Annotated in this window: 21 protein-coding genes; 7 read left to right on the top strand and 14 right to left on the bottom strand. The window is 36.6% G+C overall.

Annotated elements, in window-relative coordinates; all coding sequences use genetic code 11:
* Window positions 1-22: 22 nt before the first annotated feature.
* The 3 genes from ACQ33O_RS12395 (at window position 23) to ACQ33O_RS12385 (ending at window position 1,777) form a co-directional block, all read left to right on the top strand.
* Window positions 23-967 (top strand): GTP 3',8-cyclase MoaA, encoded by a 945-nt coding sequence (locus ACQ33O_RS12395; RefSeq protein WP_430995905.1) that lies wholly within the window; start codon window positions 23-25, stop codon window positions 965-967.
* Window positions 968-1,077: 110 nt separating this feature from the next.
* On the top strand, window positions 1,078-1,311 hold the full coding sequence (locus ACQ33O_RS12390; RefSeq protein WP_430995904.1) for a MoaD/ThiS family protein: 234 nt from the start codon (window positions 1,078-1,080) through the stop codon (window positions 1,309-1,311).
* Window positions 1,271-1,777: a molybdenum cofactor biosynthesis protein MoaE gene (locus ACQ33O_RS12385; protein WP_430995903.1), complete on the top strand. Its 507-nt coding sequence runs from the start codon at window positions 1,271-1,273 to the stop codon at window positions 1,775-1,777. Before ACQ33O_RS12390 ends, ACQ33O_RS12385 begins: the two co-directional genes overlap by 41 nt.
* Window positions 1,778-1,928: 151 nt before the next feature.
* Here ACQ33O_RS12385 and ACQ33O_RS12380 read toward each other — a convergent pair whose 3' ends face one another.
* The gene (locus ACQ33O_RS12380; protein ID WP_430995902.1) at window positions 1,929-4,439 is read right to left on the bottom strand and encodes a cation-translocating P-type ATPase; all 2,511 of its coding nucleotides are present in this window, start codon (window positions 4,437-4,439) and stop codon (window positions 1,929-1,931) included.
* 101 nt (window positions 4,440-4,540) lie between these two features.
* Here ACQ33O_RS12380 and ACQ33O_RS12375 point away from each other — a divergent pair, with 101 nt between their 5' ends.
* From ACQ33O_RS12375 to ACQ33O_RS12360, 4 genes are read left to right on the top strand one after another with little or no spacing between them, the layout of a single operon-like run.
* Complete coding sequence (locus tag ACQ33O_RS12375) at window positions 4,541-4,819, top strand: SelT/SelW/SelH family protein (RefSeq protein ID WP_430995901.1); 279 nt, start codon at window positions 4,541-4,543, stop codon at window positions 4,817-4,819.
* Between the two features lie 6 nt (window positions 4,820-4,825).
* Window positions 4,826-5,395 (top strand): molybdenum cofactor guanylyltransferase, encoded by a 570-nt coding sequence (gene mobA, locus ACQ33O_RS12370; RefSeq protein ID WP_430995900.1) that lies wholly within the window; start codon window positions 4,826-4,828, stop codon window positions 5,393-5,395.
* Between the two features lie 24 nt (window positions 5,396-5,419).
* The gene (locus ACQ33O_RS12365) at window positions 5,420-6,658 is read left to right on the top strand and encodes a PAS domain-containing sensor histidine kinase (protein WP_430995899.1); all 1,239 of its coding nucleotides are present in this window, start codon (window positions 5,420-5,422) and stop codon (window positions 6,656-6,658) included.
* Between the two features lie 8 nt (window positions 6,659-6,666).
* On the top strand, window positions 6,667-7,725 hold the full coding sequence (locus tag ACQ33O_RS12360; RefSeq protein ID WP_430995898.1) for a response regulator: 1,059 nt from the start codon (window positions 6,667-6,669) through the stop codon (window positions 7,723-7,725).
* A 2-nt stretch (window positions 7,726-7,727) separates the two neighbouring features.
* Here ACQ33O_RS12360 and ACQ33O_RS12355 read toward each other — a convergent pair whose 3' ends face one another.
* The 13 genes from ACQ33O_RS12355 to ACQ33O_RS12295 all read right to left on the bottom strand — a co-directional run bounded on the left by ACQ33O_RS12355 (window position 7,728) and on the right by ACQ33O_RS12295 (window position 20,345).
* Complete coding sequence (locus tag ACQ33O_RS12355) at window positions 7,728-8,117, bottom strand: hypothetical protein (RefSeq protein WP_430995897.1); 390 nt, start codon at window positions 8,115-8,117, stop codon at window positions 7,728-7,730.
* Between the two features lie 15 nt (window positions 8,118-8,132).
* Window positions 8,133-8,849, bottom strand: coding sequence for a sulfite exporter TauE/SafE family protein (locus tag ACQ33O_RS12350; RefSeq protein WP_430995896.1), 717 nt, complete (start codon window positions 8,847-8,849; stop codon window positions 8,133-8,135).
* 1 nt (window position 8,850) lies between these two features.
* The gene (locus tag ACQ33O_RS12345) at window positions 8,851-9,282 is read right to left on the bottom strand and encodes a FixH family protein (protein ID WP_430995895.1); all 432 of its coding nucleotides are present in this window, start codon (window positions 9,280-9,282) and stop codon (window positions 8,851-8,853) included.
* A gap of 13 nt (window positions 9,283-9,295) precedes the next feature.
* Window positions 9,296-10,813, bottom strand: coding sequence for a 4Fe-4S dicluster domain-containing protein (locus ACQ33O_RS12340; protein WP_430995894.1), 1,518 nt, complete (start codon window positions 10,811-10,813; stop codon window positions 9,296-9,298).
* Window position 10,814: 1 nt separating this feature from the next.
* Window positions 10,815-11,981 carry a cbb3-type cytochrome c oxidase N-terminal domain-containing protein gene (locus ACQ33O_RS12335; RefSeq protein ID WP_430995893.1) on the bottom strand — a complete coding sequence of 389 codons (1,167 nt, stop codon included), beginning with the start codon at window positions 11,979-11,981 and terminating at the stop codon, window positions 10,815-10,817.
* 10 nt (window positions 11,982-11,991) lie between these two features.
* Entirely contained in the window at window positions 11,992-12,183 is a 192-nt protein-coding gene (locus tag ACQ33O_RS12330) for a CcoQ/FixQ family Cbb3-type cytochrome c oxidase assembly chaperone (RefSeq protein WP_430995892.1), read from the bottom strand.
* Window positions 12,184-12,185: 2 nt separating this feature from the next.
* Entirely contained in the window at window positions 12,186-14,321 is a 2,136-nt protein-coding gene (ccoN, locus tag ACQ33O_RS12325) for a cytochrome-c oxidase, cbb3-type subunit I (protein WP_430995891.1), read from the bottom strand.
* Window positions 14,322-14,327: 6 nt separating this feature from the next.
* Window positions 14,328-14,513 carry a cbb3-type cytochrome oxidase assembly protein CcoS gene (gene ccoS, locus ACQ33O_RS12320; protein ID WP_430995890.1) on the bottom strand — a complete coding sequence of 62 codons (186 nt, stop codon included), beginning with the start codon at window positions 14,511-14,513 and terminating at the stop codon, window positions 14,328-14,330.
* Between the two features lie 92 nt (window positions 14,514-14,605).
* Window positions 14,606-17,023, bottom strand: a complete 2,418-nt coding sequence (locus ACQ33O_RS12315; RefSeq protein WP_430995889.1) for a heavy metal translocating P-type ATPase — start codon at window positions 17,021-17,023, stop codon at window positions 14,606-14,608.
* Between the two features lie 55 nt (window positions 17,024-17,078).
* Complete coding sequence (locus ACQ33O_RS12310; RefSeq protein WP_430995888.1) at window positions 17,079-17,270, bottom strand: YgaP family membrane protein; 192 nt, start codon at window positions 17,268-17,270, stop codon at window positions 17,079-17,081.
* Between the two features lie 130 nt (window positions 17,271-17,400).
* Window positions 17,401-18,120, bottom strand: a complete 720-nt coding sequence (locus ACQ33O_RS12305) for a TIGR00730 family Rossman fold protein (RefSeq protein WP_430995887.1) — start codon at window positions 18,118-18,120, stop codon at window positions 17,401-17,403.
* A 44-nt stretch (window positions 18,121-18,164) separates the two neighbouring features.
* Complete coding sequence (locus ACQ33O_RS12300) at window positions 18,165-18,938, bottom strand: tetratricopeptide repeat protein (RefSeq protein WP_430995886.1); 774 nt, start codon at window positions 18,936-18,938, stop codon at window positions 18,165-18,167.
* 81 nt (window positions 18,939-19,019) lie between these two features.
* Window positions 19,020-20,345 carry a citrate (Si)-synthase, eukaryotic gene (locus ACQ33O_RS12295; RefSeq protein ID WP_430995885.1) on the bottom strand — a complete coding sequence of 442 codons (1,326 nt, stop codon included), beginning with the start codon at window positions 20,343-20,345 and terminating at the stop codon, window positions 19,020-19,022.
* Window positions 20,346-20,471: the final 126 nt, after the last annotated feature.

The following is a 20,471-nucleotide window of genomic DNA, read 5'->3' as shown; positions in this document are numbered from 1 at the left end:
GCCTGACTGAAATAGTGAAAAAATGAAATTACTAACAGATATATATAACCGAAATTTTAAATCACTACGGGTAAGCCTGCTTAATCGCTGTAATTTCAGTTGTACATACTGTACTATGGGAGAAGATGATATCACTGAACATACTTCCATTGAAGCAAAACATCTACTCGGCACCATTCATCAACTTCATGAAGTTTTACAATTAGAAACCATTCGACTTACAGGGGGAGAACCATTATTGTATCATGATCTCATCAGTGTCATCAAGGGAATTAAAGCCATCGGTATCGAAGATGTGAAACTAACAACGAATGGTTTTTTGTTGGAAAGAATGGCAAAGCAATTAAAAGATGCCGGCATGCAGTCTATCAACGTATCCTTAGATGCTATGGATGAAGATGTATTCTTTTTAATGACCAAACGAAGTGATGTAAACAGAATTCTGAATGGTATTGAAACTGCTTTGGCAGTAGGATTGCAAGTAAAGATCAACGCAGTGATAATGAAAGGCATTAATGAAAATCAGTTATTGCCATTGGTCGATTATGCCTTCAGTAAAAGTATTACCATTCGCTTCTTGGAAGTAATGGCGATGGGGCACTTGCACAGCGATCCGTTGAAATACCTGGTAACGGAAGATGTTATTTTGGAAACGATTGCAACAAAATATGCTTTTACTAAGATGAAACGCAACGATTCATCTACCGCTAATTACTGGCAGACAGATACCGGAAACGTCTTCGGTATCATTGCTAATGAGAGCGAACCTTTTTGTCAGGATTGTAACCGATTACGTTTAGATAGTGAAGGCAATATGTATGGTTGTCTTAGCAGTAATCATCCGATCTCGTTAAAAGATGTATCAGATGATAAAACATTGATCGCTAAATTGCAACAAGCTATGGAACAAAAGCAATTGGTGAAATTTGTAGGAAGTGATTTAAGTATGTTACAGATCGGGGGTTAGGAGAAGTTGTAAGTAATAAGTGGTAAGTTTTAAGTTTGGTGCCTGCTATAAGGAAATCTCAAATTTAAAAGTGCTGTATTACTTAAAACTTATTACTTAAAACTTAAAACATGAAAGTAGAAGTTTACGCAGTACTAAAAGACTTTTTCGAGAAAGAATTCTCGATTGATGCTCCCATAAGTACTGTTGCGGAACTAAGAGAAATGCTCATTCATCAGAATGCAGATGCAAAAAATATTTTACAACTATGTCGGTTTGCAGTAAAAGATGAATTTGTAAATGATCAATATGAATTAAAGCCAGATGACAACATCCACATCATACCACCCAGCAGCGGCGGATAGCATAAAAGCTTTATCCGCTGAACCGATTGATATTGTTGGGTTGTTGTCATTGTCACATCATCCCAAGGCCGGTGCTGTGGTATTGTTTAGTGGTGAAACGAGAGATAACAGTCATGGTAAAGAAGTAGATTGTTTGGAATACGAAGCACAGGAAAGTTTAGCAGTTAAAATGATCGCTAACATCATTACTGAGGCCAAACAAAAATGGGATCTGAATATTGCCATTGCCCAGCACCGAACAGGTAAAGTAGGTGTGAGCGAATCTGCTGTGGTTGTCATTACTGCATCAGCACATCGCAGCGAAGCTTATGCCGCCAATCGTTTCATCATTGATAAAATTAAACACGAAGTGCCTATCTGGAAATGCGAATATTTTACCGATGGTACAAAAGAGTGGGGCGGTAATTGCAATTGTCAAAAAATTACCGGAGATCCGAATAAGCATGTGTATGAATTTGAAAAGTAAAATCCCGCCCCTAGTGTTAGTTTCCGATCAACAACCTTCGCTTCAATAAAAGCTCAATAAAGTTCCAAAATACAAGAGTGCACTTCGTCCCTCAGGGTAAACTGTGGCACTGAAACTCAATAGTAGCAATCAGCCGTTAACATAATTGTCATTAAAACGAAGTTGTAATCCTTCTTTTTCTTTTAATGAATTTCACTATTTCAAACCAGATCACTGAAATGAAACCTACACCAATGCAGCGTAATAATTGTGATGGGTTCAGTTGTTCAAATTCAAAAAATGTTGTCAGCGGTTTTATGTAAAGCAATAATGCAACAATTGCAATAGTGATAAAGATGATGAATAAAACCATGTTGTTTTTATACCTCAATGTGGAGAGGATAGAAAAATAAAAGGAACGGTTGATAAGGGTCAAAAATATATTCGCTGTTATCAAAGTAGTGAAGACCATCGTTCTTGTTAGTGACTCATTATTACCGCTAGTTACAGCAAATTGATAGATATATAAAGTGCCAGCGGTTATAACCAGACCTTGTAGAATACTGATGGATAGCTCTTTCCAGTTAAAGAAAGTAGTGGTCAATGCTTTGGGTTTTAGCATCATCGTATTTTTTTCCATCGGCTCATTTTCATAAATGATAGAACAGGTTGGTCCCATTATTATCTCCAAAAAAATAACATGTATAGGAGAGAAAACATTCGGATAGATCCATCCCAGTGCCAATGGAATAAACACGGTCAGTATGATCGGGATATGAATGGATATAATATATTGAATGGCTTTTTTAAGATTGGTATATATCTTTCTGCCCATGGCAATTGCATCTACCATTTTCGACAGATCATCTTCCAGTAAGATCAACGATGCAGCCTGCTTTGCTATCTCTGTTCCTTTTTTACCCATCGCAATGCCGATATGTGCTGCTTTTAAGGCCGGCCCATCATTCACACCATCGCCTGTCATTGCTACAATTTGATTGTTGGCTTTTAATGCATTGATGATCTTTAATTTGGCTTCCGGAAACATTCTTGTAAAAATGGTTGTCTCCATTACACAAGTTTGCAAACTGGTGTCGTCCAATTTCATCAGTTCATCACCGGTGATATTTTTTTCATACCCTTTAAAACCTATCTGCTTTGCAATGGATGTAGTCGTTGCTGCATTATCTCCGGTTATAATTTTTACTGAAATCCCTGCGGTATAAAAATATTCTAATACCTGTTGAATGTTTGTCTTTGGCGGATCGTAGAAAGCAACGATTCCTTTTAATTTAAATTTTAATTCCTGTTGTGTTGCAGGATAATCAGTGCCGGTGAGATAAGATTCGCCAACGCCTAATACCCGATAACCTTCAGTGGTCAATGTTTTGATCGCTTCATGAATTTGTTGTACCTCAGTTTCTGTAAGTTTAGCAACATTCATCAAAGCCTCGGGTGCCCCTTTTGCTGCAATGATCCTATTGCCATTGCCTTCAAAAACATGCGTCATCATAGGAGGCTTGCCGCTTAAAGGATATTCGTGAATGAGTTTGTAATTTGGTCTTTCATCATTTTGAACAATTTCCTTGTATGCTTGGTGCAATGCAATTTCCATCGGATCGAAAGGGATTGGTTCGCTGGCAAACATGGCTAATTTTATCAATTCTTTTTCATCGTCATTCAAAACATCTTTCGGATCAAATATTTTGTTTGCTTTCAATACAAACAATTTTACCAGACTCATTTTGTTTTCAGTGATCGTTCCTGTTTTATCCGTGCAGATCACATTGGCACTGCCCAATGTTTCAACGGTTTTCATTTGTTTTACTACGATGCCCATTTTCATTAAACGCCATGCACCTAACGCCATGAAGGTTGTAAATGCAACAGGAATTTCTTCGGGAAGGATGCTCATGGCCAACGTGAGTGACTGCAATAAACTTTTCAACAGATCATGCGAATGCCAGTAATTAATTGCCCAAACAACTGCAAAAACAATGATGCCGGCCAATGCCATCTTCTTTACAAAATTTGCAATTTGTAATTCGAGTGGCGTTTTTTCCTCTTCAATACTTTCTAAACTGCTGCCGATCTTACCTAATTTAGTTGTATTGCCGATCGCTGTAATTGTAGCTATTGCTAAACCGCCGGCAACAGTGGTGCCGCTGTAAATAAAATGATCTTCTTTTTCTTTGTCTTTCGAAACAGCCATTGACTCACCGGTAAGTATTGATTCGTTCACTGAAAAATCGTTGGAGTGAACAATGGTGCCATCTGCCGGAATTAAAGTGCCTTCTTCTACTATGATGCTGTCACTAACAACCAGATCTTCACTATTTATTGCTTCTACTTTTCCATTGCGAATGACTTTGCATTTAGGCTGTGAAAAATCTTTCAGTTTTTCCAAAGCATTCCTGCTTCTTCTGTCCTGATAAAGTGAAATAGAAGTTTGAAATATGATGGCAACAACAAGAAAAATACCATCTCCTGTTTTTCCACTGATAAAATAAATGAAAGTAGCTACTAATAAGAGAACCATCATCGGTTCTTTGACGATCTGCCAAACGGTCTCTAAAAATGAATTCTCTTTTTTGTAATCGAGTTTGTTTATTCCGAATTTTTTTCGGGCATCAATAACCTGTTCGTTCGTTAAACCCGTTATATTGAAATTGTTTGTGGACATACTCAAATATAACTTTTATTTGAGCGGTTTTTGAATGATTTATGTTCAGATAATCTCACTAAAAATTTGTACTTTGCAATATAACCACCCTTATAAATTTTATGAAACCTTCTATTAAAATTGAATACTGCCCTAAATGCCACTGGATGATGAAAGCTGCATATATGGGGCAGGAATTTTTAACAACTTTTTCGGATGAATTGTATAGTGTTGAATTGATCCCAAGTGAAGTGAGCGGACGTTATACAATATATATCAATGATAAAAAAATATTCGACAGAAAAGAGGCCGGCCAATTTATTGAAGTGAAATTATTGAAACAAACGATCAGAGATATCATTGCTCCGGGAAAAGATCTGGGACATTCGGATAAAAAATAATTTTCTATGCAGAATTTATTGGGCATAGTATTATGTGGCGGCGAAAGTAAACGCATGGGCAGTGATAAAGGTTTGCTTACGGTTGAAGGAACGATCTGGGCAAAATATATTGCTGATAAATTATCTCCTTTTAATATTCCTGTTTTATTTTCTGTTAATGAGTTGCAGATTCCGGAGTATTCCAAACATATTGGTGCAGATAAATTAATTGTAGATGATGTAGATGTGCCGGGGCCGCTGAGAGGTTTGTTGAGTGTGCATGAACACTATCAAACCAATAATTTATTATTGTTGGCCTGCGATATGTTAGATATGGATGAGTTCACCATTGCAACTCTCATTAAAGAGTATCAAAAAGGAAGCGACCATGATTTTATTGTTTATCAGGACGAAGATTATGCACAACCTTTTTGTGGTATCTATAAAGCACATGGTTTGAAAACGGTATTGGAAAAAGCCGAGTTGCATATGATCCACAAATTCAGTTTACAAAAAGTATTGAATGAGGGTAATACAAAAAGATTGCCTATCGATAATTTGACTGCATTCAAAAATTATAATAACTCCCATATTTAACCTTTAGCCACCAATTTATTTAGAATGATGTCCAACGCAGAATTAGAGTTATTAAGAGAGAAAGAAAAGTTCGAAGCATTATTTCAATATGCATCTCTGGGAATTTTGGTAGTAAACAAAAATGGGGAGATTATTTTAGTGAATAATTTTTTGCTTACACAGTTTGGATATGCCGATACCAGTGAGTTAATTGGCTCTACAATTGAAAAATTAATTCCCGGCAGATTTCATCAGCACCATGTTGGTCATAGAGATAAATTTATTCAGCAGCCGCAGAAAAGGCCAATGGGAGCGGGTATGGATTTGTTCGGGGCTAAGAAGAATGGTGCAGAGTTTCCGGTGGAAGTAAGCTTGAGTAATTATGAAACAAGTGAAGGTAAGTTTGTGATCGCATTTATAAGTGATATTACAAAACGTAAAGAAATTGAAAATGCTGTATTGAAACAGAAGCAAGAACTGGCGGCAATTAATCTGGAGATAGAAAAATTGAACGATGAACTGGAAGGTAAAGTGGAGTTGAGAACAAAACAATTGGAAGAATCGAGAGATGAGTTGATGAAAGCGCTGAGTAAAGAAAAGGAGTTAAATGATATGAAGACTCGTTTTGTATCAATGGCTTCTCATGAATTTCGTACGCCTTTGAGTACAATACTCTCTTCCGCCTCATTGGTAGCTAAATATACACAAACTGATGAGCAGGAAAAACGAGATAAACATATTGTTAGGATCAAATCAGCTGTCAATAATCTTACGGATATATTAAACGAATTTCTGTCTATCGGAAAAATTGAAGACGGGAAGATCGTTGCTCATAACATTCAGTTTGATATAAAGGAACTGATTACAAATGTGGTTAGTGAAATGCAGGGTATTTCGAAAGTCGGCCAGACGATAAGTTATACACATATAGGAGAGCAACTAGTTATACTAGATCCTTCTTTATTAAAAAATATTGTGATCAATCTTTTGTCAAATGCGATTAAATTTTCTCCTGAGAATGGACTTATACAGGTAGAAACAAAAATTGAAAATGATATAATTATTCTAACAATATCGGATAGTGGTATTGGTATTTCAGAAAAAGATCAGGAGCATTTGTTTGAACGGTTTTTTAGAGGTGCTAATGTTACCAATATTCAGGGAACCGGATTAGGACTTCATATTGTTGGGAAATATGTTGAACTGCTGAAAGGAGATATCTGCTATAAAAGCGAATTGGAGAAGGGAACAAGTTTTATCGTGTCATTTAAAAATAATAAGTAGTATTATATATGAAGAAACTATTGTTGATAGAAGATAATGATGATATCAGAGAAAACACAGCTGAGATACTTGAGTTAGCAAATTATAAAGTTACAACAGCAGAAAATGGTAAAGTTGGTGTGGAAAAAGCTTTGGCAGAAAAGCCCGACCTTATCATTTGTGATGTGATGATGCCCGTATTGGATGGATATGGCGTTTTACACTTATTGAATATGAATCCTGAATTAAAAGGTATCCCGTTTATTTTTTTAACTGCAAAAGCTGAACGCAGTGATTTTAGAAGAGGAATGGAGATGGGAGCGGATGATTATATCACAAAGCCATTTACTGAGATTGAATTGTTGAGTGCTATAGAAAGCAGGTTTAAAAAAATGGATATTTTACAAAAGCACTATGAAGCCGATGCTGACGGTATGCATGAGATGCTTAATGATTTTGGCGGGAATAAAAATCTGCAGTCTTTTACTGACAACAGAAATTCAAACCAGTATAAAAAGAAGCAGGTTATTTATTCGGAAGGCAATCATCCTGTTCGACTATTCTACATTGAAAAGGGAAAGGTAAAAACATTTAAAACTAATAACGACGGAAAGGAACTTACTGTGGGGCTTTTCGGAGAAGGAGAATTTTTTGGATACACTGCATTGTTGGAAGGCACAATATATAAAGAAACGGCCGAAGCACTAGAAGATACAGAGGTTGTTGTAATTCCTAAAGAAGAATTTGAAATTTTGTTAAAAAGCAGCAAAGAGGCTACTCAAAAGTTCATTAAGCTGCTTGCAAAAAATGTGAGTGAGAAAGAAGAGCAGTTGCTCGGTCTGGCATATAATTCTTTACGAAGAAGGGTAGCCGATGCACTATTGACATTGCATACTAAATATAAAAAAGAGGATCAGGAGAATTTTTCCATGCAGATTTCAAGAGAGGATCTGGCAAATATTGCAGCCACCGCTACAGAATCTCTAATTCGTACATTGAGTGATTTTAAGAGTGAAAAGTTGATTGAAATTAAAGGGGGTAGTATCACAATATTGAATGAACAAAAACTTCAGCAGATGCTTAATTAAACTTATTCTAACTGTTTAGCCAGACATTTGTTGAACTCGTTTTTTAATACAGTGAAATCTTTTTCCAGATATTCCATTTCATTGCGTAGTTTTTGTTGAGTTTTATTGATCTTTTCTTCCGGAAAATCTTTACCTGATTTTAACAAGCTTAATCTTTTTTTTTGTTCTTCTATGTCATACTCCATCTCTTCAATAAAATCATCCTTTAAAATAAATTTGTTTTGAAAATGTTCAGCAAGCGCAAGAAAGTCTTTGTCTACATTACTATCCAAAACTTCGCTTAATCTTGTTTTTAGATAGCTGTTTTCCTGTTTGAAAAAATCAAGCAATCGCTCCCATGAAAAATTTTCATGAAAATATTGTTCTATTTTATTTGTTCCGATAGTGATCATACTGTTCACTTTACTTTAATTTTTATGGCAGCAATTATGAACCGCTTTTTTTTGTATATCTACAGAAGGACTTACATATGGTATGCCAAGTCCCATTCCTCTTATAATGAGTAAGCATGCCATCAATATCATCAAGTACGGATATGCTTTTCTTATTTTCTGACGAATATTGACTCCAATATAGTTTCCAAAGAATGCAATGCTCCACATTACCGGTAAAGTACCTAAGCCAAATGCGGTCATGAATAATACACTGCTACCTATGTTGCCAGTGGCTACCGCTGCTGCAATGGCGATGTAAACCAATCCACAAGGAAGTAACCCATTCAGTAAGCCTATTGCAAAAAGCGATGATTGATTTTTTTTGAAGAATAAACTGCCGATAGCTGAACGGAGTTTTTCGAAAAAATTATTGGAGAAATGTATGTTCTTGTATATTCCCGGAAACAGTTTTGGTAATACCAATAAAATAATGATGGCTGCACCTAATAATATCGAGATCCATTGTTGTAAACCAAAGAGGATAAGGCTTTTGCCGATCAACCCAAATACAAAACCAAAACTTGAATAGGTAACAATTCTGCCTGAATTGTATAATAATGCACTGGAAAATTTAGATTGAAAACTATTATTACTGATCGGTAAAGATAATGCCAATGGTCCACACATGCCCACGCAGTGAAAACTGCCAATGATGCCCATACTAAAGGCCGCTATGAATATTGTAAGCATGTTAAATAAATATTTTTTTCTCGAAATAATACGTTTCGTTATCTACTGTCCAGCTGATATGCACTTCATTTGATCCTTTGCTTCTTTCAGGTAGTGATATAGTTAGCAGATTGTCTTTTGTTGTAAAAGGTTGCACTAGATCTTTGTCTTCATCAGAAGGACAATACAAGTGTACATCTCCTTTTATTTCTTTCCCGGAAAAATCTTCTGGAAATTTTATAGAGAGCTGACTGTTTACAACAGTACATTCAACAGCCTTTGATAAAGCGCTCGTTCTTTTAGCCTCGTCAATTTTGTCCTGATATTTTAATTCTTTGGCATAATAATCTGTGGTTACCAGGTCCATTTTTTGTGAAGATGATTTGATCACCATCCAAACCATGCCACCTACAAATGCCAGATAAACAAACAATATTTTATATCCCCAATTCATAATTCAAATTTTATTAGTTATAAATTTCCGGCCCGATGAATTTTGCAGTAACAGTTTTTAGTTTTTTGCCATTCTCATACAATCCAATGCTGATATCGGTTTTCCAATACTTTACATCACTTCTATTGAGTTTAATAAAGAACTGAAGATTGTTATAGTCTTCTTTTTTTACAGTTGTGTTACTGCTACCAACATAGGTTATCTCCCCGGGAATATTCTCCAGTTTCAATGCAATAGGAATATCCTTATGCGTTTTATTGGCCAATTTTAAACTATACAAATTGCTGATGCGTCCATCGGGTAAAGAGGTGTACGTCATACCTGCGGTACGCATGAGTCGGGCATCTAGGTCAGTTCTGCTAACAAGCAAAAAAACTAATAGCGATAGCAGCAATGAGAGTACAGCACTATATGCTTTTATTCTCCATGTAAGTTTGAGTTTTACACCGTTTTTGATACTGTTTTCCGATGCATATCTTATTAGTCCGGTAGGTTTTTTCAAGCTTGTCATAATTGCATCACAAGCATCAATGCATGCAGTGCAATTAACACATTCCAACTGTGTGCCGTTGCGTATATCAATTCCTGTTGGACAAACACGAACACAGGCAGAACAGTCGATACAGTCACCAACTTTTGTAAGTGCTGCAAATGCAGCACCGATATCTTTACAAGCTCCATTGCCTTTACAGTCGGTGCATTTGCAATCGGCATGGTCATCGTCTTTCTCAACTTTTTTCGTTTCCGATTTTAAAAACTTTCCTCTTGGTTCCCCACGTTGATAGTCGTATGCTACAACAATCGAATTTTTATCAAGTAATACGCCCTGTAATCTTCCATAAGGACAAACAACAATACAGGCTTGCTCTCTAAACCACCAATATACAAAGAAGAATACAGTTGTAAATATTAGTAAAGAAATGAGGGTGCCAACATTTGCGGAAGGATTTTTTATGTAGCCGATCAATTGATCCATGCTAATTATATACGCTAGGAAAAAGTTAGCAATGATGAATGAAATAAAAAAGAAAACAATGAATTTTATGGTTCTTTTTCTTATTTTTTCGCCATTCCATGGGCTAGTTCTTAGTTGTTTTTGTTTTGCAGAATCTCCATCGATCCAGTATTCTACCTTACGAAAAACCATTTCCATAAAAATGGTTTGCGGACATGCCCAGCCACAAAATATTCGTCCAAATACTACAGTAAACAATATTACAAATACAACAAAGGTCAACATGCCAATACCGAAGATGAAAAAATCTTGAGGCCAGAATATCATCCCAAATAGAATGAATTTTCTTTCCAGGATATTGATCATTAAAAGCGGCTCATCATTTACTTTAATGAAAGGAAGCGTAAAGAAAACAATAAGATAAAAAATGCTGAATAAAGTACGTTTGTTGTATAACTTGCCTGAAGGTTTCTTTGGGTTAATAAAATTTCGCTTACCGTCTTTAGAAATTGTAGCTACAGAATCCCGATAGGAGCCTTTTAAATCAACAGTTTTTATTTCGAGTGTATCAGGCATTTTATTTTTTTACGATGTTCACTGAATCTTTTTTCACTATACTGTTTGAATCTGATGCATTATCAATATACAAATCGCCTTGCGGAGGCTTTGGATTTGCAGGGTTGGTGCCATGCAATGTTTTTATATAACTGGCCAAATAACTGATTTCTTTAGGGTTGAATTTTACAGTCCAAGATTGCATTCCTTTATCGGGATATCCATTTTTGATAGATTGATAGATATTATTCAGTGACCCTTTGTGCAACCAGTAATCGTCGGTCAGGTTAGGGCCGGCGCCACCTTCACCCGCCTTTCCATGACAAGCCCAGCAATCAGCACTAAAAATTTCTTTCCCTTTTTGCAAACCGGTGGCATCAGCCATCGGGACATTGGCTTCATCGATTTTATCTTTATTGCCTGCTTCATAAATTTCTTTTTCAATTCTTGCCTGTTCCATTTCAGCTGCATATTCCTGCGTTGGATTTTTACCCGATCCTCCAAAGTGAAAATTGAACATATATATGAATCCAACAACAACAGTAATATAGAAACCATATTTCCACCAAGGCGGTAGTGCATTATCCAATTCACGAATACCGTCATAGTCATGATCAAGCATTACATCAGCTTCTTTCTCTACCGGGATTGCTTTTGTGAAAAGCTTCCTGTCTAATGCGGCCCACCAGACCTTTATTTTAGAACTTTGAGTAACTGTTTTTTGTTTTTCAGGGAATAATTCAACTAAGATTCTTCTTATGAAAAATGCTAGGAATAATACTGCAGCTATCTCAATACCAATGACAGCAACAAATGAATAATATTCGTGTGCGGTTAAACCACCGTAGTTGGGAACTGCTTTGGCTTCTTCAACAGCAGCCGCTGTTTGTGCAAATGATATTTGAGTACTGAATGAAAAAACTACTAAAAGAACTATGCTTAATACTTTGGATGCGTTTTTATTTTTTTCAGTTAGTTGTTTGATCAATGCAATTAATGTTTGTCCCATACCCCAAATAACAAAAGCCAGAATAATTGCAGTTATAACCAATAAAGTGACGAGTAAATTACTTCCGCTATCTGCAACTTTAGTAGTGGTTGCTGCATCCTGCGCCATACATCCTGTAGCTACTATTATCCCAAGTGTAGTAAGTATGTTTTTTTTATTTTTAAAATAATTCAAAAGCATATAAAGTATTTTATGAGTTTAGTTCGGTTGTTTCTACATTGTCAAATGGTATATTCGACAGTTCTGTGATTCTGTCTTTTCTCATTTTTTTTACGAGTACTAGTAGTACAATAAAAAAGAGAAAGAAGATCAATAATGAGATCATTGGATAAACGGCTGCACCGGTCATCGTTTCTGTGTATTGTTTAATGAATTTGAACATGATTATCTATTTTGAGTTGGTGTTGGACTGTTAGTAATGTCTTTTCCTAAGCGTTGCATATAGGCAATCAGTGCAATCACTTCTTTCTTAGGAGAAATAATGATGCTGTCTGATTTAAGATTATTGGCAATTTGTTTTGATTGTTCAACAAGATCAGCATTGGCATTTTTTTCATACCCTTTTTCATAAGGCACACCAAGTTTTCTTAACGCATTGATCTTTGCTTCCGTTGTTGAAATATCCAGATCATTTTGCAACATGAACGGATATGCAGGCATTACAGAACCCTCACTCATTGAAGATGGTTCTCTGAAGTGGCGGAAATGCCAGCCATCAGATTTTTTTAGATTTCCCACACCTTCTCTCGCCAAATCTGGTCCCGTACGTTTACTACCCCATTGGAATGGATGATCATAAACAAATTCACCGGCTTTTGAATATTCGCCGTAACGTTCTGTTTCACTTCTGAATGGACGTATCATTTGAGAGTGGCAAGTGTAACAGCCTTCTCTTACATACAGATCTCTGCCCTGTAACTCAAGTGGTGTATAGGGTTTTACACTTGATATGGTTGGTACATTTTCTTTTACTAGGAAAGTTGGGATCAATTCTATTGCACCACCGATCAAGATCACCACTAAGCTCAGTACCATTAATTGTACTGGTTTTCTTTCGATCCATCTGTGCCAGTGTTCACCCTTATGTGCAACATACTCTTTCGCTAATGGTGCAGCTTCTGCTTCTTCATTAGCAACTAATTTTCCTGCCTTTACAGTTTTATAAAGATTAACGATCATGAAAACAACACCTACCAAATACAATACACCGCCTAAAGAACGCATTGCATAAAAGGGTTTCATGTAAGTAACTGTTTCAAGAAATGTATATTTTAACTGACCGGCTTCGGTAAATTGTTTCCACATAGAACTTTGCTGGAAGCCAGCCCAGTACATTGGTATTGCATAAAACAAAATACCCAAAGTGCCCAGCCAGAAATGATTGTTTGCTAATTTTTTAGAATATAATTCTGTTTTAAACATTCTTGGAATCACCCAGTACAAAACACCGAATGTTAACATACCATTCCAACCCAATGCACCAACATGTACATGCGCAACTATCCAGTCTGTATAGTGTGCAATAGCACTAACACTTTTTAAAGAAAGCATCGGACCTTCAAAGGTTGCCATGCCATAGCATGTAACGGCAACTACCATAAATTTCAAAATAACATCATCTCTTACTCTGTCCCATGCACCACGAAGTGTTAGTAAGCCGTTGATCATACCACCCCAGCTTGGGAAAATAAGCATGAAAGAAAATACAACACCCAATGACTGAGCCCAGTTAGGAAGAGCAGTATATAACAAATGGTGAGGGCCTGCCCATATGTATAAAAATATCAAGGCCCAAAAGTGAATAATGGAAAGTCTGTATGAATAGACGGGCCTGTTGGCAGCTTTCGGCATGAAGTAATACATCAAACCTAAATAGGGTGTCGTTAAAAAGAAAGCAACCGCATTATGACCATACCACCACTGTACCAATGCATCTTGTACACCCGAATACCAACTATAACTTTGTAGCCAGGTATAAGGTATTTGCCCGGAACGAACAAGGTGTAAAACCGCCACGGTAACAAATGTGGCAATGTAAAACCAAATGGCAACATACAGGTGTTTTTCCCTTCTTTTGATGATGGTACCAAACATATTCCAGCCAAATATTACCCATATAACGGTGATGGCTATGTCAATAGGCCAGATCAATTCTGCATATTCTGCTCCTTGCGTTAAGCCAATAGGTAATGTAATGGCTGCAGCAACAATGATCAACTGCCAGCCCCAGAAATGGATATAGCTCAGTTTATCGCTGAACATTCTTGCTTTACAGAGGCGTTGTAAAGAATAATACACACCCATGAAAAGACCATTACCTACAAATGCAAAGATCACCGCATTGGTATGCAAAGGACGAAGCCTTCCGAACGAGCCATACTGGGTAATATTCAATACGGGAAAAACAAGTTGCAATGCAACGATCAATCCCACAAGCATTCCTACTGCTCCCCAAATGACGGTAGCATAGGCAAAGTTTCTCACTATCTTGTTATCATAATAAAATTTTTCTACCTGCATGTTAGTTTATTTGTTTTGAGTTAATTGTTCTGGTTTTGATGTTGAGGTTTTGATGTCGTCATCGAATAACATCCTTATTGAAGGGGTATAATCATCATCGAACTGACCGTTATTAACGCTCCATAAAAAGGCGGCTAAAAAACACCCTGCCACCGCAATGCTGATACCGATCAAAATAAATAGAGCGCTCAAATGAATTGATTTTTAGTCAGGTCAAAAGTACTTTCAGCGTTAGTGATGAGAAATGATGTAAATCAAAGCAATAGATGATTTTGATCAGGAAATTATTTTAATCCTTTTTGTCGGGCAATGAAAGATGATAATAAGGTAACCAATAATACGATGCTGATGCTGCTTGCAGGCATTAGGATTGCTGCTACCATTGGAGATAACTGGGCTTGTACTGCAAATGATAAACCGACAATATTGTATAAGATCGATAAAACAAAACTAGCAGTTACTATATTTTTACCTGATCTGGCGTAGGCTAAAAATTTGTCAAGCATTTGTACATTTTCACCATTGAGTATAGCATCACAGGCAGGGGAGAACTGAGCACTATTATCACTTACAGCAATGCCAACATCACTTTGCATCAATGCACCAGCATCGTTTAATCCATCACCAAGCATTAAAACGCCTGAACCATTTTTTTGTAATTGTTGTATGTATTGCAATTTTTGTTCCGGGGATTGATGAAACCGTATATCAACGTCTTTACCAAATATTTTTGTAAGATTATTTTTCTCTGTATCGTTGTCGCCTGACAATACATACATTTTATAATAAACATTCAGTTGTTTTATCAAAGGTTGCAAACCGGCTCTGTATTGATTGCTGATAGTATACCTGCCCATGTGTACATCATTGATGGCAACATGTACATGTGTTCCTGTATCCAGACTTTCAATATGTTGCTTGTGCTCATTGATAAATGCAAAGGAGCCAATCTTAACATCAACATCATTAATGATCGCTTTAACACCCCTTCCGGTAAATTCTTTAAAATAAGTAATAACAGGTTTTCTGTCTGGAATAGTTTCAAACGAAGCCGCAATATTTTTACTCAATGGGTGAGAAGATTGCTTCGCCATTATTTTAATTGCATACAATTCTCTTTCAGATAAAGGCGTTCCTTCATATTCTATCGAAGTAGCTTTATTTTGTGTGATAGTGCCTGTTTTATCAAATACAATACTTTTTATTTTTGCCATCGATTCTATTACCGATGCATTTTTAAGGTACAATTTATTCTTGCCGAAGATGCGTAACATATTACCGTAGGTAAATGTTGCGGACAATAACAAAGAACAAGGACAAGCAACGATCAGTACAGAAGTGAGTACCGGCAATACTTTAGAGCTATCTGTGAAAAACCAGAATAGCGTAGCGATCGTAGCAATACTAAAGAGTACCAATGTAAAATACCTGCTCCATGGATGTATGAAAGATCTTTCTGTGTTTTTTTTGATATTGAAAATATCATTATTCCAAAGCTGAGTGATATAACTCTGTGATACATCTTTGATGATTTGTAATTCGATCGCACAACCGGATTGTTTGCCACCGGCAAAGATCATATCGCCATTACTTTTTGGAACAGGTGTATTTTCCCCGCTAACAAAACTGTAATCAATATTTGCATCGCCACTTAATAGTATAGCATCGGCCGGTACCATTTCTTCATTCCTTAAAATGATACGATCACCTTTTTTTAGCTGTGTGATGGGGATGTTTTTTTCAACATTCCCGCTTATCACGGTGGCTCCCAAAGGAAAATATGATCTGTAATCTTTGTCAAATGAAAATGAATCGTAGGTTTTGTTCTGAAACCATCGACCAATGAGCATAAAGAACACGATGCCGGTGCCTGAGTCTAAGTAACCCGAACCAGTGCCACTGATGATCTCATAATAACTTCTTGTAAATGTTACAACAATGGCTAAAGCGATCGGAGCATCAATATTGATCACTTTTTGCCGCATACTTTTCCATGCAGAAACGAAAAAGTCTGAAGCAGAAAAGAATAATACGGGAAGAGATAGAAATAAGATCAACCAGGTAAAAGTTTCTTTTAGTCCTCTTTGCTCAATATGTCCTGCTGAAAAATATTCCGGGAAGCTCAACATCATGATATTGGCAAAACAAAATCCGGCTATTCCTATTTTGTAAATTCTTTTTTTATCAAAAGTGATTGTTTTCTTATTAATGGTATCTTTTGATCTGATCTCAGGCTCGTAGCCAATAAAAGCAAGTAGCTCAACCACTTTTCTTAAAGCAATGAGTTGAGGGTTAAATATTATGAAAATTTCCTTTCGTTGAAAATTGGTTTGTGATTTGATTACACCTTTTTCAATTCGGTGTAAATTTTCCAATAAAAAAACGCAGGAAGAGCAATGCATCTGCGGCAGGTGGAAAGTAATATTGGTTTGAGTTTCACTATTGAAGTGAGCTAAGTTGTTTTTAGTTGCTTCGTCATCTAAATATGCAAACCTTTCTGAAACGAATTTTCCTTTTGCTTTAATACCCGGGTTGCTATCTAGTTTGTAATAGTTACAGAGATTGTTTTCATTCAATAAAAGGTAAACCTGTTTACAGCCTTCACAACAGAATTTTTTTTCTTCTGCAACGATTGGTTCATTGCAAATTTCACCGCAATGAAAACAAGTTGTCCTTATGTTCGTATTTGTATTTATGATCAAGAATTTTAAAAGAAGGCCACTGCACATCCGCATACAGTGGCCTGAGGTATAAACATTATACCTTTTCGCTGTTGCAAGTGTTTATTCCCAGTATTTTATATAGTGGGCAAAACGACACCAATCCTGTAACCAGCGGAACTAATGCCGCCAATGCCCACCAAGTTCTGAAGTATAAACCTGCTAGCCCAACGATAATGGCAAGCAACAGCCTAATCGTTTTATCTGATTTTCCAACATTACATTGCATAATTGTAAGATTTAGATTTAGTAATAAATACGTTCAATCTCTACCTCACAAAGGTGTTTCTTATTTTATATATGGGGAATGACCGGCGTCAAATCAAGCTATGATTTTAGTCATATATAAAGAGGGGCTATTATTTATGTTCAAATAACCATCTGAGTGGTTTGTAAGGCCTTTCATGCTGCAGATCGAATTTATTGATGCCGTTCTTTTGAATATAATCAATAGCTTCATCAACAGAGTCGGTTATGAGAAATAGATTGGTGTCATTTGGAGAAATGGTTTGTTTTTCTTTCATCAAATTTATGTGATCTATCAATTCTTTATGGAATTCGGTATCAAAAATTACGATCGGAAATTCATTGATCTTCTTGCACTGAATTAAAGTCAATGCTTCAAAATATTCATCCAGCGTACCAAAGCCACCGGGCATTACAACAAATGCATAAGAGTATTTAATGAGCAGGGTTTTACGAACAAAAAAGAATTTAATGTTCACCCATTTATCTAAATAGGGATTGGGTTCTTGTTCGTGCGGCAAAACAATATTACAACCAACGCTTCTACCGCCTATTTCTCTGGCACCTTTGTTGGCCGCTTCCATGATGCCTGGTCCACCACCTGTCATGATGGTAAAGCCCAACTGTGCAATTCTTGCAGAAAGTTCTTCCGTTTTTTTATAGTAGGGATGATCTTCTTTAAAACGAGCCGATCCAAAAATGGTTACACAAGGTCCGGCAAAATGTAAAGCCCTGAATCCTTTAATGAATTCAAACAATACACTGATACTGAATTTAAAATCTTGCCAGCGACTTTGCGGTCCTTCAAGAAATTTTATCTCTTGTTTTGTCATATGGTTATTTTTTGCCGGGAAGCAATTGGTTTGCCGACAAAATATTAATTCTGTTTGATTGCAGCAGGTGCATTTGGTGCCTGTACACCCGGAATTACTTTGCTATTAGTTGCATTTTCAATAGATCTTATCGCTTCTAAATTTTGTTTTGCAAGGGCAAAGGTTGTGTCTAACGCTAATGCTTGTTCGAAACATTTTTTTGCTTCATCTTTTTTGCCAAGATCATACAATGCCAGTCCATGAATATTAAGTACTGCTGATTGTAAATAGGTTCTACCCATTTGCTGACCAACAGTATAGGTCATAGTATATTCCGGTTTATATTGTAGTTTTTCCGCAGCCTCTGCCGTTGCTACAGCTTCAGATAATCTTTTTATGCTGTATTGCAGATCGAGCAATTTGTATGCGTGAAAAACATTTTGTGTTTTCTTGAAGAGTTTTTCGAAGATCGAGATGGCTTCTTTTGTTTCACCCGATTTATCTAAACAAACCGCTTTCATTTCCAGCAACGTATTGTCCTCCGGGTTTGTAGCCAATCTTTGTTCAACCCAATAATAACATTGAGGATAGGCTCCTTGTTGAAGATAAAGTATCGCTAAGGTATCTACATATGGATTTGTGCTCCCTTCTTCTGCTATGTAATAGTTTAGGGCTGAGATAGCAGTTGAAAAATCACCACATCCCATCGTTTGATTAAACACCTTCAGGTGTTGATTAACTTTTGCTGTAGTTGCTTTTTTGGTTGATGTAGTTTGTTGAGCTAGAGCTGTATTGCAAATCAGTACGATTGCAACAAAAAGTAATTTTCTAAAGTTCACGTGTTTATTTTTTTAGTGGATAAAAGTAATAAAAAACCCCGACATACATCGGGGTTTCAAAGCTTTATAACTAATTAATTGTTAATCGCCCCAAATTTCATCCTTGCCATCCAACCATTTTTTCACAAGGTCGGTGGTTACAGATTTTGGTCTTTCCAGTGGGAAGCCCAATGCTCTGTCCCAGCAAAGACTAGATAGTACGCCTAATGCTCTAGATACACCAAACAATACTGTGTAGAATTCGTATTCAACCATTCCGTAGTGAACCAGTAGTGCACCACTGTGTGCATCTACATTTGGCCACGGGTTTTTTATTTTACCCAATGATTGAAGAATGGGAGGTACTGCTTCGTAAATATTCCAAACTGTATTTACCAAAGGATCGTCGGCTAAATGTTTTTTGCCAAATTCCATTTGTGCAGTAAAGCGTGGATCTGTTTTCCGTAGCACTGCATGACCGTAACCAGGTACCACTTTTCCTTCGCTCAATGTTTTCTTAACGTATTCTTCAATTTGTGTTTTAGATGGTGTTTCTACACCTAATTCTTCGATCATTCCAAAGATCCATTTGATCACTTCCTGATTTGCAAGGCCATGCAAAGGTCCGGCCAATCCATTCATACCTGCTGCGAATGATAAATATGGATCACTCAATGCAGAGCCTACCAAGTGTGTAGTATGTGCAGATACATTGCCTCCTTCATGATCGGCATGTATTGTCATATATAAACGCATCAATTCTTTAAAATCTTCATTTTCGTAACCCATCATATGAGAGAAGTTACCAGCCCAGTCTAATAGTCCATTCGGTTCAATGTGCTTGCCGAATTTGTACTTACGGCGATAAATATACGCAGCAATTCTTGGTAAACGTGCAATTAGATCTAATGAGTCGTCAAATACTGCTTCCCAATAATCCTTTTTGCTCATGCCTTCAGCATAGCGTTTAGCAAAACTACTTTCTGTCTGTAAAGCCATTATGGCAATTACAAATTGAGTCATCGGGTGTGTTGTAAGGGGAGTAGCTTCAATGCTGTCGAATACATGTTTAGGAACATGGCTACGACGTTGTAAAACAGACGACAAATGTGCAACATCTTCATCTGTTGGTAATTCTCCTATCAACATTAAATAAAATAAGCCTTCAGGTAAAGGTTCTGTTCCTCCCGGAGCTTTTGGTAATTTTTCCTGCAATTCAGGAATTGTATATCCACGAAAACGAATCCCTTCTTGAGCATCTAACAAAGAGGTTTCTGAAACCAATCCGGTCATGCCCCTCATTCCTTGATAGATCTGGCTAAGCGTTACTTCACCAATTTTTTTGGAACCATGTTCTTTAAGCATTGCCTTGATTTCGGCACCTTGTGCATCCGCTTTTTCTTTAAATTTCTCTTTGATAACACCCATATTCGGTTGATTTTTTATATGTTTTCTGAAAGCTGTTTTTGGCAATTTTGTCTATCAATACCTAAAAAAGGAGCCTAAAATTACGTTGCAAACCACTGCCAAACAAAAGTTTTGGCATAAACTTTC

It is taken from the genome of Ferruginibacter sp. SUN002 (assembly GCF_050611725.1).
Lineage (GTDB): Bacteria > Bacteroidota > Bacteroidia > Chitinophagales > Chitinophagaceae > Ferruginibacter.
The sequence above is the reverse complement of the archived record's forward strand: the minus strand, read 5'-3'. Positions and strand labels throughout refer to the sequence as shown.

Coding starts and splice junctions, on each gene's coding strand:
- ACQ33O_RS12350 (WP_430995896.1), bottom strand. CDS start 8,849: ATGCTTACAATATTCATAGCGGCCTTTAGTATGGGCATCATTGGCAGT.
- ACQ33O_RS12385 (WP_430995903.1), top strand. CDS start 1,271: ATGACAACATCCACATCATACCACCCAGCAGCGGCGGATAGCATAAAA.
- ACQ33O_RS12375 (WP_430995901.1), top strand. CDS start 4,541: ATGAAACCTTCTATTAAAATTGAATACTGCCCTAAATGCCACTGGATG.
- ACQ33O_RS12335 (WP_430995893.1), bottom strand. CDS start 11,981: ATGCTTTTGAATTATTTTAAAAATAAAAAAAACATACTTACTACACTT.
- ACQ33O_RS12310 (WP_430995888.1), bottom strand. CDS start 17,270: ATGCAATGTAATGTTGGAAAATCAGATAAAACGATTAGGCTGTTGCTT.
- ACQ33O_RS12330 (WP_430995892.1), bottom strand. CDS start 12,183: ATGTTCAAATTCATTAAACAATACACAGAAACGATGACCGGTGCAGCC.
- ACQ33O_RS12340 (WP_430995894.1), bottom strand. CDS start 10,813: ATGCCTGATACACTCGAAATAAAAACTGTTGATTTAAAAGGCTCCTAT.
- ACQ33O_RS12355 (WP_430995897.1), bottom strand. CDS start 8,117: ATGATCACTATCGGAACAAATAAAATAGAACAATATTTTCATGAAAAT.
- ACQ33O_RS12305 (WP_430995887.1), bottom strand. CDS start 18,120: ATGACAAAACAAGAGATAAAATTTCTTGAAGGACCGCAAAGTCGCTGG.
- ACQ33O_RS12395 (WP_430995905.1), top strand. CDS start 23: ATGAAATTACTAACAGATATATATAACCGAAATTTTAAATCACTACGG.
- ACQ33O_RS12365 (WP_430995899.1), top strand. CDS start 5,420: ATGATGTCCAACGCAGAATTAGAGTTATTAAGAGAGAAAGAAAAGTTC.
- ccoN (WP_430995891.1), bottom strand. CDS start 14,321: ATGCAGGTAGAAAAATTTTATTATGATAACAAGATAGTGAGAAACTTT.
- mobA (WP_430995900.1), top strand. CDS start 4,826: ATGCAGAATTTATTGGGCATAGTATTATGTGGCGGCGAAAGTAAACGC.
- ACQ33O_RS12295 (WP_430995885.1), bottom strand. CDS start 20,345: ATGGGTGTTATCAAAGAGAAATTTAAAGAAAAAGCGGATGCACAAGGT.
- ACQ33O_RS12380 (WP_430995902.1), bottom strand. CDS start 4,439: ATGTCCACAAACAATTTCAATATAACGGGTTTAACGAACGAACAGGTT.
- ACQ33O_RS12390 (WP_430995904.1), top strand. CDS start 1,078: ATGAAAGTAGAAGTTTACGCAGTACTAAAAGACTTTTTCGAGAAAGAA.
- ACQ33O_RS12345 (WP_430995895.1), bottom strand. CDS start 9,282: ATGAATTGGGGATATAAAATATTGTTTGTTTATCTGGCATTTGTAGGT.
- ACQ33O_RS12360 (WP_430995898.1), top strand. CDS start 6,667: ATGAAGAAACTATTGTTGATAGAAGATAATGATGATATCAGAGAAAAC.